At 31.1% G+C, this 13,649-nt stretch carries 7 protein-coding genes; all 7 read right to left on the bottom strand.

The genetic code is table 11. The features are described 5' to 3' along the window. Nucleotides 1–34 precede the first annotated feature (34 nt). The 7 genes from FRY74_RS10145 to FRY74_RS10115 are packed head-to-tail and all read right to left on the bottom strand — an operon-like array spanning nt 35 to nt 13,577. Nucleotides 35–2,011, bottom strand: a complete 1,977-nt coding sequence (locus FRY74_RS10145; protein WP_147101108.1) for a M43 family zinc metalloprotease — start codon at nt 2,009–2,011, stop codon at nt 35–37. A 42-nt stretch (nt 2,012–2,053) separates the two neighbouring features. Then, complete coding sequence (locus tag FRY74_RS10140) at nt 2,054–3,901, bottom strand: SpoIIE family protein phosphatase (RefSeq protein WP_147101106.1); 1,848 nt, start codon at nt 3,899–3,901, stop codon at nt 2,054–2,056. 1 nt (nt 3,902) lies between these two features. Further along, complete coding sequence (locus FRY74_RS10135) at nt 3,903–6,197, bottom strand: tetratricopeptide repeat protein (RefSeq protein WP_147101104.1); 2,295 nt, start codon at nt 6,195–6,197, stop codon at nt 3,903–3,905. Further along, complete coding sequence (locus FRY74_RS10130) at nt 6,194–8,233, bottom strand: tetratricopeptide repeat protein (protein ID WP_147101102.1); 2,040 nt, start codon at nt 8,231–8,233, stop codon at nt 6,194–6,196. The genes FRY74_RS10135 and FRY74_RS10130 overlap by 4 nt, the downstream gene beginning before the upstream one ends. Further along, the gene (locus FRY74_RS10125; RefSeq protein ID WP_147101100.1) at nt 8,230–10,383 is read right to left on the bottom strand and encodes a tetratricopeptide repeat protein; all 2,154 of its coding nucleotides are present in this window, start codon (nt 10,381–10,383) and stop codon (nt 8,230–8,232) included. The genes FRY74_RS10130 and FRY74_RS10125 overlap by 4 nt, the downstream gene beginning before the upstream one ends. Next, nucleotides 10,380–12,557 carry a tetratricopeptide repeat protein gene (locus tag FRY74_RS10120; RefSeq protein WP_147101098.1) on the bottom strand — a complete coding sequence of 726 codons (2,178 nt, stop codon included), beginning with the start codon at nt 12,555–12,557 and terminating at the stop codon, nt 10,380–10,382. Before FRY74_RS10120 ends, FRY74_RS10125 begins: the two co-directional genes overlap by 4 nt. A gap of 12 nt (nt 12,558–12,569) precedes the next feature. After that, entirely contained in the window at nt 12,570–13,577 is a 1,008-nt protein-coding gene (locus FRY74_RS10115; protein WP_147101096.1) for a M42 family metallopeptidase, read from the bottom strand. Nucleotides 13,578–13,649: the final 72 nt, after the last annotated feature.

The raw sequence follows: 13,649 nt of genomic DNA, 5'->3' as shown, positions 1-13,649 counted from the left end.
TCACATAAGCCAAACATAAATCGATAGAAACTTCCTATTTACTTAGTAATATTTTTTTAGTGAAAATTTTGTCATTTGTTTTGATTGAAACAAAATAAACACCATTTGGATTATCTGTTAAGTCTAACGAAACTAAAAATTGATCAGCAGCTATGGTTTCATTCAAAACTACTTCACCTAAAAGATTATAAACCTCCAAAAATTCACCATTTTCAAACTCAATATTAATTAATCCTGTTGTTGGATTTGGATAAACATTAATATCATTATTTACGTTATCATTTTCTTGTACACCAACTATTTGAGTACACAAATCAGGCATAATTAAAAAGTTAACGTTTTTGCCCCATGAATCTTGAGCATACATTTGGTGCCAAGTTCCATCACTCCATTTTTCCCATGAAGTTTGATTATTTGAAGGATCATCAGTATTTGTATAAATTGCTACTGAATCTTGATTAACTCCATAACTCAGCTCAATACCCACATAATATTTATTACCATTTAGAGGATACCATGATGGAGGATTAGAAAATGAAATATATGTCGGATCGACAACTTCTGGGTTTCCAGTTGTTATTTGACTAATTGGAAAATCCTCACTAGTAATAAGGGTTGTAGGCTCTGAATTAAAAGATCCATTATCATTCCAAACAGAAACTCTAACTGTACTAGAACCTGTGGCATCATAAGCTTTAGCAAAATAAATTTCAACACCAAATAGAGTAAGAACTTCATATTCCACACCCGAAACCCAACCTTCAAATTGCTCACATTTTGCATCATCTCCAAAACTATTATGTCCAGAGATCCAACCCCAAGGAGGTGTTCCAAAATCATCCTCATATAAAATAGGTGTGTCGGTATCAGAAAAATTTTGATCTGAAACAACTTTATTAGCTTGACATGAACCACATACAGATGATGAACTAAGTTCAGCTCTTCTTGGAGAATTTTGCATAACAGCCATCATTCTTGCTTTTTGATCGTTAGTAAACATAGTTAAACAAGCGTCATTTCCATAATCCATATAATTCACAAACATTTCTCCATCACTATCAGTCCCACATGAATTAAAAGCATTATGAGGATAGGTTTTACACCCATAATTTGGTTCACAAGCATCAGGGGTATCATCCACAAAATCATTACCATCACATTCACCACTATCACACGTCCCATTTTGTATTGATTGAGGAGAATCATCACCCCAAATATGTTTTAAACCCAAAAAATGCCCCACTTCATGAGTTGCAGTTCTTCCTAAAGGATATTGAGGGTTTAAAGTACCTGTATTCCCAAAAGCATTATAAGTTATTACAACTCCATCTGTATTCGCAGTGGTAGTTCCTCCAGTTAATCCAGATAATCCAGATGATTGTGGAAATTGAGCATACCCCAATGATCCGCCTGACAATTCCATTACCCATACATTCATATATTTTGATGGATCCCATTGAGTAACAGGCTTAATTGAAGATTCAATTGTAGGCTTGTCATAACCTCCCGATGTATTTCCCACTCCAGACAATGTAGAAGCATCTATTCTTACAATTCCTTCTTCATCTAAATCAATCCCATTTGGATCTTCTGAAGCTAAACAAAAATTAATCTCACAATCAGCTGCTACAGCTTGAAAAACTGAAGGGGTTGTTGAAAAGTCCGCATTTAACTTTCTAAAATCTTCATTCAAAACTTTAATCTGAGAAACCGCTTGTGCATTAGATATATTTCTACCAGAACCAACACTCTCATTAGAATTATGAATAATGTGAATAATTACTGGAATGTTATAAACCATTTTTTTTGCATTACCAGACTGAACACTATTTTTATATTCTTGAACTTTTGGAGCTAACCATTCTTCAAAGTCTTCAAGAGTTCCTATTTGAGGATTATTTGCTCTCAAGGTTGCATCAACTTCCATAGTTGAACATCTATCAATTTTTGATTGAGATAAAACAGAGAGAGAAAGCAATAGTAATAAAGTATTAAGTAAAAATTTATTCATTAGTGAAATTTTTTGGTTTATTCAAAAATAAAAAAAATAATCTTATATCCTCACTCCAATCACACAAACATCATCTACTTGATCATGATCCCCTTTCCAATTTTCAAAAGCATTATCAATTATTATTTTTTGTTCTTCCATTGATTTATCTTGAATGCTTAATAACAACTCTCTAAATGCTTTAGCTTTAAATTTCTTCCCCTTTTTTCCTCCAAATTGATCAGCATATCCATCAGAGAATGTATAAATTACATCTCCTTTTTGTAATTCTATAGTATGGGTGGGATAAGGTTCTAAATTATCGTAACAGCCGATTGGTTGTTTACTTGCCTTTGTTTCTAATAATTCACCATTTCTAATTAACCAAAGAGGATTGTTTGCCCCAGCATATTTTAGCGTTGTCCCATCTATGGTACATAATGCAATATCCATCCCATCTTTTACTACTTCCTCACTCTTTTCAAATTCTTCAATAACTAATTCCCTTGTTTTAGTTAAAATTTCCCCTGGAATTGCAAGTCCAAATTCACGAACACTCCTGTTTAAACTATTATTACAAACTACAGAAACCATTGCTCCGGGAACTCCATGACCAGTACAATCAGCTGCTGCATACATTATCATATTATCTTTTTGCTCGAACCAATAAAAATCACCTGCAACTATATCTTTTGGCTTGTAAAGAATAAAGCTTTCTTGCAAATATTCTTTAACCAATTTTTCGGGAGGTAAAATTGCTGATTGTATTCGCTTAGCATATTCAATACTATCTGTTATTTCTTTACTCTTTTCTTCAACTATTTCTTTTTGTTTTTGTATTTCAATATTTTTTTCAAATAAGCTTTTTATATAACGATTATTCTTTTTAAACAATCCATTAATTATAATTATAAAAAACACAATAGTAAAAACAGAAATCCATAAAACTATCTTAGTTGAATTTATTGTTGGTGAAAAATCAGATTCTGGTGAGGCTAAAATAATTTTAAACCCATGTCCACAAAAATTAAAGTCACTTTTTTTGACCCACCAAAACTTATTTTCAAAGTCAACATTAAAAATTTGATCTCCTTCAGACAAATCAATTTCTTTACTTATCATATTTAATAGGGGATGATTAACTTCTGAAAAGGACTTTAATAGGTTGTTACTACTATCATGAGCAAAATGAAGTTTAGGCAGTCCTATTATTTTGTTTTCTTCATTTACGACCAAAGAGAATCCATTTTCACTTAGATCTAATGATTTTGTGACTTTAGAAATGTCCGACAACAAAATGTCAAAAGCTAAAACCATAGTATCAGTAGAAGATATAAAGGTTTTAGATATTGTTCCGCCCATTTTTTTTGATCTAAAAAAAAGGTATGGCTTTGTTAAGTTTAATTTGTTTGGGTTTTGGTAAGCATTAATAAACCAGGGTCTAATTTTTGCATCATATTTTTCTTTAGTTGCAGAAGAATCTAGAAAACTGATTTCTCCATCTTTATATTTTATGTCTATTTCAGTCGATTCTTGATCAAAACTAACTCTACTTATATAGTTAACACTGTCTATTTTTAACAGCATTAGTTCATCACCATTTGCATTAGCAAGCAATAAAGATGAAACTATATTGGAATGTTTTAAGAGCGGAATAAAAGTATTGTAAAAAAAGTCGTTTTTATTTAAATCAATTTTTGAAGCACTCAAATTTTCTTCATAGATAATAAATTCATTGGTTACATTTTCTAAAAGATCTTCACACTCAGATTTTACTTGTTCCGATTCTTGTTCTAGAGTGCTAACTACTAATTCGTCAATTGTAGCATTTAAATCAATTATTAAATAAATTAATAATGAAATACTAAGCACTGATAAAGAAATCACTAAATATTTTATTGCACCTTTCATTCTAGTTTATTTTAACTCCAATTACACAAACATCATCCACTTGTTCTTCTTTCCCTTTCCAAGCGGCAAACTTATTGTTTAGTATTTCTTTTTGTTCTTCCATTGGTAAGTAAGCTATTGAGATTAGTAAACTTTTAAAAGGTTTTACTTTAAATTTCTTTCCTTTTTCTCCGCCAAACTGATCTTGAAAACCATCAGTTAACGTGTAAATAACATCTCCTTTTTGAGTTTCAAATTCTCCACCAACAAATGGAGCGGTATCGTTATCGTGCTTACCTATTGGCATTTTTTCGGGCTTAATTTCTAGCAATTCTCCATTACGCACTATCCAAATAGGATTTTGTGCAGCAGTATAGTTAAACTTATTGTTATCAAAATCGAAAGAGATAATACTGGCATCCATCCCGTCTTTTCCTCCTTCTTCACTTCCATCTTTTTTTAATCTTTCAATAATCGTTTTTCTGGTGTCGTTAAATATTTCTGCGGGATTGGTAATTCCTTTTTCTACTGCTTTTTCTACTGAAGAAATATTTAAAATACTCATAATAGCTCCCGGAACTCCATGGCCAGTACTATCTGCATTGACTATTGCAAATTGGTTATTTGCCAATAATCCTGCCCAGTAAAAATCTCCACTTACCACATCTTTAGGCTTAAAAAACACAAAGTAATCGACCAAATTTTTGTTTAACAACTCCTCTGTTGCTAAAAAGCTTCGCTGGATGCGTTCTGCATAATTAATAGAATCTCGAATTTCCTTATGAGCTTCTTCAACGATATCTCGCTGTTCTTCAATAATTATTTTTTGCTTTTTAGTTATTCTAAGTCTTCTATAAATAATTAGCATTAATATAAAAACCAAACTTGATGCTACTATAATTATTATTAATACTATGTATTGCCTTTTTTGTTTTTCTTTTTCAACCGCAATCCTTTTCTCATTATTTGCATCATCCAATTCTTTTTTCTTTTGATACTCAAACTTAGATTGTTGCTGTATTGTAACTTTTTGTGTTTCATCATTATATAAACTATCCTTCATTAAAGAATACTTTTTATAATAAGCTAATGCTTTCATCCCGTCTCCTTGTTTTTCATAAAGTTGGCTTAGTAAGATTGATGCATCTTTAATGTTTGAAGGAAACCCAATTTCTTCAGCTAATTTTCTGTTTTTCTCTCCATAATCTGTTGCTTTTTTAAAATCTCCTTTCAGAAAATACAATTCTCCGATACTGTGTAATGCTTTAGAAAGATATTTCTTGTTACCTACTTCTTCAAGTAATTCAAGTGCAATTAGGTAATTCTTAAGAGCTAAATCGTAACTACTTTCTTTTTTATAAAGGCCTCCAATATTATTATAGGCAATGGCATATCCCAGTTTATTATTTAGTTCTTCATAAATTTTAAGACTCTTTTGATAGTATAGATGAGCCTTAGAATAGTTTTTAAATTTGTCATAAGCATAACCAATACTATTATAGGCCATTGCGATTCCAAAAGTACTTGAAGAGGCTTTAAAGTTTTTTAATCCTTTTATAAGTGAAATAAATGCTTGAGCTGAATCTTTTTGATCTAGATAAATGTATCCTAAATTATTATAACTATACCCTAAGCCATCAGTATCAGCTAATTCTTCTTTAATTTTAATACTCTTATAATAATATTCTAATGCTTTCTCTAATATCCCTTGGTTTTGATATACTGCAGCAATATTATTAAGTCTTTTTGCAACCTCAGCTTTGTTGTTTAGTGCTTTTTCAATTTTTAAACTCTCAAAATAATACTTTAGACCTTCTTCTGAGTTTCCCTGACGTTCTACAACATAGCCAATATTATTGAGGGCTCCGGCTACACCCTTTAAATCATTATTTTCTTTAAAAATAGACATCGCTTTTTTATAATAAAAAAGTTGTTTTTCAACATCACCTTGTTCTCCATAAACAAACCCTATATTATTTATTGTACCTGCTTTTATGTTTAATAATTTTATTTGGGTTTTCTTACTTAATTCTTTATTCAATAATGAATCAACATATTGATAAAGCCATCTATTATATTTTGGCCATAAATTAAAGTTTGAACTAGATTCAACCATAAAACTTATTGCATTAACCTTTATAGTATCAATATTAGAAGAGTGAAATAAATTGAGGCAGCTATCTATAATTGCTATTTCTTTTTCCGAAAACTCTTCTAAAACCAACGAATCAACAAGATAATATTCTTTATCAGCAAAGTTTTGAGAAAACCCAACCAAAGGCAGTAAAAAAAGTAATATGTAAATTAAATATTTCAAATTCTAACTCCAATTACACAAACATCATCTATTTGTTCTAGGTTACCTCTCCAATTTTCGAATGCATTATCTATTATCGTTCTTTGCTCTTCCATTGGTGTTTCTTGAATAGACAAAAGTAGCTCTCGAAAGGCTTTAGCCTTAAATTTCTTCCCTTTTTCTCCTCCAAATTGGTCAACATATCCATCTGAGAATATGTAAATACTATCTCCTTTTTGTAATTCTATTGTATGTGTTTTGTATGGTTCTGGATTATCAAATTGTCCTATAGGCTGTTTGTTTGCTTTTGTTTCTAATAACTCTCCCTCTCTAACTATCCATAAGGGATTATTTGCTCCTGCATAGTGTAAAGTGTTTCCTTTTAGTGAACATAAGGCTATATCCATTCCATCTTTTACTTCTTCTTCGCTTTTCTCAAACTCTGCAATAACTATCTCTCGTGTTTTGTTTAATATCTCTCCAGGATCAGTTAATCCATATTCTCGCACACTTCTGTTTAAACCATTGTTACAAACAACACTTACCATTGCTCCTGGCACACCATGTCCTGTACAATCTGCTGCTGCAAAAAGTATAGCGGTATCTTTTTTATTGCCAGTCGGCACTAACGACTCCATCCAGTAAAAATCTCCTGCGACAATGTCTTTTGGCTTGTATAATATAAAACTATTTGGAAGGAATTCTTTTACAACTTTATTTGGTGGAAGTATAGCGTTTTGTATTCGTTTGGCGTAATTAATACTGTCTAGTATTTCTTGATTCTTTTCTTCTAATTGATGGTTAGCTAATTCAACTGATTTTTTTTGCTTTTCTATTATTAGTTTTTGTTTTTTAGTGACTTGTAATCTATTAAATACAAAGATTAAAAAGATTGCCACTAAACCTAAACCTGCTGCAGTAGCATAGGTAATAACTTGTTGTTGTTTTTTTGCTTCTTGCTCAATAACAATTTGTTTCTCATGCTCTTTATCATCAATGGCTTTTTGCTTTTCGTACTCATGCCTAAAATTTTCTTTAATAATGGAAGATTGATTTTCTGTTTTTGTTAGACTGTCATTAAGTAAAATATATTCCTCCAGTTTTTCAATTGCTTTTTTGTATTCTTTATTAAAAAAATAAACTTCATACAAAATATCAGCAGCATCCATAAGCTCATAAATTAATCCTATCTCTTTAGCAAGTTTATATGATTGAGCTGCATAATTATATGCGGCAGAGTAATTTTTCAACTTAAGTTCAAGTAATGCCAAGCTGTTTAAAGTCAATGATTGCCTTTCAATAATATCAAGATCTTCAGCAATTTTCAAACTTAGAAGAAATTTTTCTTTAGCAAATTGAGTCTTATTCTGCGATGCATAAATACCTCCTATATTATGCAATGTTACTGATTCTCCCATCCTATCTTCTATTTCAATATCTATAGATAATCCTGTTTTATAATAATCAAGTGCTTTATCATCTTGTCCTAATGAGGAAAAAATATTACCAACATTTGTGTAGTATGAAGACATCCCTTTTTTATCATCTAGCATTTTTTTTATCTTGAAACTTTTGTCATAAAAACTTAAAGCCTCATCATAGTTTTCTAAATCAGCATATAGATTTCCAATATTATTATAAGCATTTGCTTTTCCTAGTGAATCGTTTATTAATTCTGAAATTTTTAATCCAGTAAAATGCTGTTCAACTGCTTCTTCAATTTTTCCTTGGTCAGAATAGTATAGTCCTAAATTATTATGAGAATTTGCGAGGCTTTCTTGAAAAAATATTTTTTGCCCTTTTGATAAATTTGAATTATTAAGATTTTGTTCACAAATACTTTTTATTTTTTGATTCAATTCAATTCCTTGAATAGGATTATTATAATAAACTATATTATCCCAATCGCCATATAGCAATACTTTTACCGAATCATTGTTAGTTGAGTTTAATTCAACCTTAATAGAATCAATTATTATTAAATCTTCTTTTGAAAGATTTTGAGCCACGTTAAATAGTGGTAATAAATAAAATAATATGTAAACTAACTTCCTCATATTCTTACCCCAATTACACAAACATCATCTATTTGTTCTAGGTTACCTCTCCAATTTTCGAATGCATTATCTATTATCGTTCTTTGCTCTTCCATTGGACTGTCTTGACTAGATAAAAGTAGCTCTCGAAAGGCTTTAGCCTTAAACTTCTTCCCTTTTTCTCCACCAAATTGATCTACATATCCATCACTAAAAATATAAATACTATCTCCTTTTTGTAGTTCAAAAGTATGGGTTTTATAAGGCAATAACTCATCAAATTTCCCTATGGGTTGTTTGTCTGCTTTTGTTTCTATTATTTCTCCATCTCTAATTATCCATAGCGGATTATTAGCTCCTGCATATTTTAATGTATTTCCCTCTAAACTACATAAAGCAATGTCCATCCCATCTTTTACTTCTTCTTCGCTTTTCTCAAACTCTGCAATTACTATTTCTCGTGTTTTATTCAATATTTCTCCCGGTTCGGTTAATCCATATTCTCTAATACTCCTATTTAAACCATTATTACACACCACACTTACCATGGCTCCAGGTACACCATGTCCGGTACAATCTGCTGCTGCAAATAGTATTTTATCTTCTTTGTGTTCTAACCAGTAAAAATCTCCTGCAACAATATCTTTGGGTTTGTATAAAATAAAACTTTCTTGTAAATATTCCTTAACGACTTTTAGTGGCGGTAAAATGGCATTTTGGATGCGTTTGGCATAGTTAATACTATCCATTATTTCTTGATTCTTTTCTTCCAATTCTGAATGAGCTAACTCTACTACCTCTTTTTGTGTTTCAACCTCTTGCTTTTGTATTTCAATTATATTCTTTTGCTTACGTGTTACTTGCAAACGGTTAAACACAAACACTAAAAAGATACCTACTAACATTAAACCACCACCAGTAGCATAAGTAATCACTTGTTGTTTTTCTTTAGCTTCTTGCTCTATCGCTATTTGCTTTTCATGTTCTGCATCATCAACGGCTTTTTGTTTTTCGTACTCGTATTGGGCTTGTTGCTTGGCTGCTGATTTTTGGGTTTCTTCGTTATTCAAACTGTCGCGCATCTGAATGTGTAATTTGTACATATCTAAGGCTGATTTATAGTTTAATTCTTTCTCATAAACCTGACACATTAAAATTGCAGCATATAAAATATTCGTTGGGAAACCAATTTCTTTGGATATATTCAAAGAATTTAGACCATTCTCTTTTGCTGCTTTTACATCATTTAATTTTAGATAAATGCCACCAATATTATCATAAGAAGTGGCCATGCCTGGCTTATTATTGATGGCTTTTCTAATTTCTAAACTATTTTGATAATAGGATAATGCCTTAGGGAAATCTCCTTTAAGTTTATAAATCCCCCCTATATTATTAAAGGCTATTGCTGTTCCTGCTTTATCTCCAATTTCTTCTCTTAATTTTAAACTATGATTATAATACTGTAATGCTCCATCTAAATCATTGGCTCGTTCTTTAATCATTCCAATATTGATTAACACCAAAGCCTGTCCATATTTACTATCTATCAATTCATATTTTTTAAGGCTTTTTGTGTAATATTCTAAAGCTAATTCTATTTCATTTTGATTTTTATACAGTAATCCAATGTTATTATAAGATTGAGCCATTCCTGTTGCATCGTTAATCGATTCTCTAATCTTTATACTTTTATGATAATATTTTAAAGCTCCTTCAATATTTCCACGATTATATTCTACAAAGCCTAAATTATTATATGATTGAGCTTCCCCTTCCTTATCACCAATCTTATTTTGAATTTTCAAACTCAATAAATAATTTTTAACAGCTTTATCTATAGCTCCTTCATTTTCATATATATAACCTATGTTATTAATTGCTCTTGCTTTATAATCGGAATAAATCTTTGGATGTTGTTTGTTTTTAAAATTCTGAATAATATGATTATTTATTTGCAATAGACTATCCCAATAACTTACCCTAAATATCGGTGTGTTCTCACCTATTTGATGCAATAAAATTATTTGCATAGAGTCTTCAATATTTGGATTGGTTAGTTCATTTTTTAATGAGTCTAAAAACTGATTATCAGCATAGTTTTGAGCGTTAGAATTTACAATGAAAAGTTCACAAAGGATAAAAGGTACTATGTAAATTAACTTTTTCATATTCTAACTCCAATTACACAAACATCATCTATTTGTTCTAGGTTACCTCTCCAATTTTCAAATGCATTGTCAATTTTCGTTTTTTGTTCTTCCATTGGTGTTTCTTGAATAGATAAAAGTAGCTCTCTAAAGGCTTTCGCCTTAAACTTCTTCCCTTTTTCTCCTCCAAATTGGTCAACATATCCATCAGAGAATATGTAAATACTATCTCCTTTTTGTAGTTCAAAAGTATGGGTTTTATAAGGCAATAACTCATCAAACTTCCCTATGGGTTGTTTGTCAGCTTTTGTTTCTATTATTTCTCCATCTCTGATTATCCATAGTGGATTATTAGCTCCAGCATATTTTAATATGTTTCCTTCTAAACTACATAAGGCGATATCCATCCCATCTTTTACTTCTTCTTCGCTTTTCTCAAATTCTGCAATAACTATCTCTCGTGTTTTGTTTAATATTTCTCCCGGATCGGTTAATCCATATTCACGTACACTTCTGTTTAACCCATTGTTACAGACCACACTTACCATTGCTCCTGGTACGCCATGTCCGGTACAATCGGCTGCTGCAAATAGTATTATATCTTCTTTGTGTTCTAACCAATAAAAATCTCCTGCAACAATGTCTTTGGGTTTGTATAAAATAAAACTTTCTTGTAAATATTCTTTTACCAGTTTAAGTGGTGGTAAAATTGCATTTTGAATTCGTTTAGCATAAGTAATCGAATCCATTATTTCTTGGTTCTTTTCTTCTAATTCATGGTGAGCTAATTCCACTACTTCTTTTTGCTGTTCCACTTCTTGTTTTTGCCCTTCAATTACTACTTTTTGCTTTTTAGTTACTTGTAAGCGGTTAAACACAAAAACTAAAAAGATAGCTACCAATCCTAAGCCGCCAGCTGTAGCATAGGTAATTATTTGTTGTTTTTCTTTAGCTTCTTGCTCTATGGCTATTTGTTTCTCATGTTCCGCATCATCAACAGCTTTTTGTTTTTCGTACTCGTATTGGGCTTGTTGCTTGGCGGCTGCTTTTTGGGTTTCTTCGTTATTCAAACTATCTCGCATCTGGATGTGTAACTTGTACATTTCTAAAGCCTCCTTGTATGCTCCTTTTTTTGAATGGATTTCTTCTAAGACTTTGCTAATATTTTTTATATTATCAGGAAATCCGACCTCTTGAGAAATAGATAAGCCTTTGTTAGCAAATTTAAATGCCTTATTAACCTCCCCTTTATTTAAATATGACTTTCCCAAGTTCCCTAAAGCCTTTGCAATACTACTTTTATCATTTATCTTTTCAAATAGATGAAGGCTTCTTTCATAATAGTCTATGGCTTCATCCAATTTGTTTTGATTGTCATAAATTACACCTATATTAATTAAAGAACCCGCAATACCTCGGGTATCTCCAATTTCTTCTTTTAACAATAAGCTTTGTTTGTTGTAATCTAAGGCTAAATCATAATTTGATTGTTTGCTATAATTATATGCAATATTATTTAATGATTCAGCCATCCCTCGCTTATCCTTAAGAGTTTTATATTTAAGGTAACTCCTATTGTAATATTCAATAGCTTTTTTATTATCATCTTGGTCATCGTAAATAGCGGCAATGTTGTTTAAAGATATAGCAATTCCTCTGTCATCACCAATTTCTTCCTGAATTTTAAGGCTTTCCGAATAATATTGAAGAGCATTAGAAATATCCCCTTGGTGATTGTATAGATAGCCAATATTGTTTAATGAATATGCTATTAATTCATAGTCACTAATTTCCCGAGAAAGAATTAAACATAACTTATAATTTTCTAATGCTCTTTCAATTTCTCCACTTAAAACATATGTGTAAGCGATGTTTGTAACTGATCTAGCTAAAGATTTTTTATACGATTGAACAATCTGTGGGTGTAAATCACTCTTTTTTAGTCCTGATTCTGCTATTTTTTTTGATTTGTTACATAAGACATTTAAAGTGTCAATATTTGATATATACAAGATTTCACTTAATCCAACATAAGCACCGGCTATAGAGGTATCATGACTATTTGGGTTATTGATAATTGCATTTAAACTATCTATTTGGTGTTGCTCTTCTGGACTAAAATTTTGAGCAACACATTGTCTATCCTTCGATAAACTCAGGATGACAATTAGGAGTATGGGAAACAGTTTTTTCAAATCATTAAAATACTACATTTCATTGATATAAGCCAAACATAAATCAATGGTTGCTTCAATACCTTTAATGTGTGTACGTTCTGTTCCGTGTGAGGCAGCAACCCCCATTCCAATTAACCCAACTCTAAAATCGTTACCAGCACGTAAAGCCGCTGAGCCATCTGAGCCATAAAAAGGATAAACATCTACTTTGTATGGAATGTTATTTTTTTGAGCCAAATCAACTAATCGTTTTCTAAAATTGTAATCGTAAGGTCCTGAACTATCTTTAGCACAAATAGAACAACTTACTTCGTTTCCTTCACAATCATCCCCCAACACACCCATGTCAATTACTAACAATTCTTCAATACTATCAGAATAACCAACTGTTCCACCATGCCCAACTTCTTCATAATTGCTAAAGAAAATTTCTACAGGTGCTTCTTTACCTTGTTCTTTTAATCTTCTAGCCAATTCAAACAACACATAACAACCTGCTTTATTATCTAAAAATCGAGATTTGATAAATCCACTAGCTAATTCCTGATATTTTACATCTACACAAATAATATCGCCAACTCCAATTCCTAATTTTTCTACATCTTCTTTGGTATAAACTTCTTCATCCACTCTAATGTGCATGCTTTTTATGCTTCGTTGCGTTTTTTCTTTTTCGTTATTCGCGTGTACCGATGGGTTATTAATTAAAATAGTTCCGGTATAAGTTTTTCCTTCATGTGTAATAATTTTAACATATTCTCCTTCTGCTCCAGTTAATGAAAGTCCTCCTAACAATGAAAAAGAAAGCGTTCCGTCAGCTTTAATTCCAGAAACAATAGCTCCCAAAGTGTCAACATGCCCAGCAATAGCCACTTTTGGATTTGCTCCCAAAGCACATTTTACAGCTCCTTTATTAGTATATTCTGGAGAATACCCATAACTCGTTAATAAATCAAAAATATATTTACTTGCGTTATCAGTATAACCCGATGGAGAATCGATAGCAATTAGCTCTTGTAGTGTTTTATATTTACTCATTTTTATTTTTTTGAAGTGAAACAAACTTAACGAAAGAAGCCGAACTTTTTAGGCTCGGCTTCAATAAATTAT

Origin of the sequence: Vicingus serpentipes (genome assembly GCF_007993035.1) — a bacterium.
In the GTDB taxonomy this organism is placed as follows: domain Bacteria; phylum Bacteroidota; class Bacteroidia; order Flavobacteriales_E; family Vicingaceae; genus Vicingus; species Vicingus serpentipes.
Note: the sequence above shows the minus strand (reverse complement) of the source record. Positions and strands in the feature narration are given on the sequence as shown.

What these genes read in the sequence shown, in the direction of transcription:
- FRY74_RS10130 (WP_147101102.1), bottom strand. Translation starts at nt 8,233, where the DNA reads ATGAGGAAGTTAGTTTACATATTATTTTATTTATTACCACTATTTAAC.
- FRY74_RS10125 (WP_147101100.1), bottom strand. Translation starts at nt 10,383, where the DNA reads ATGAAAAAGTTAATTTACATAGTACCTTTTATCCTTTGTGAACTTTTC.
- FRY74_RS10115 (WP_147101096.1), bottom strand. Translation starts at nt 13,577, where the DNA reads ATGAGTAAATATAAAACACTACAAGAGCTAATTGCTATCGATTCTCCA.
- FRY74_RS10140 (WP_147101106.1), bottom strand. Translation starts at nt 3,901, where the DNA reads ATGAAAGGTGCAATAAAATATTTAGTGATTTCTTTATCAGTGCTTAGT.
- FRY74_RS10145 (WP_147101108.1), bottom strand. Translation starts at nt 2,011, where the DNA reads ATGAATAAATTTTTACTTAATACTTTATTACTATTGCTTTCTCTCTCT.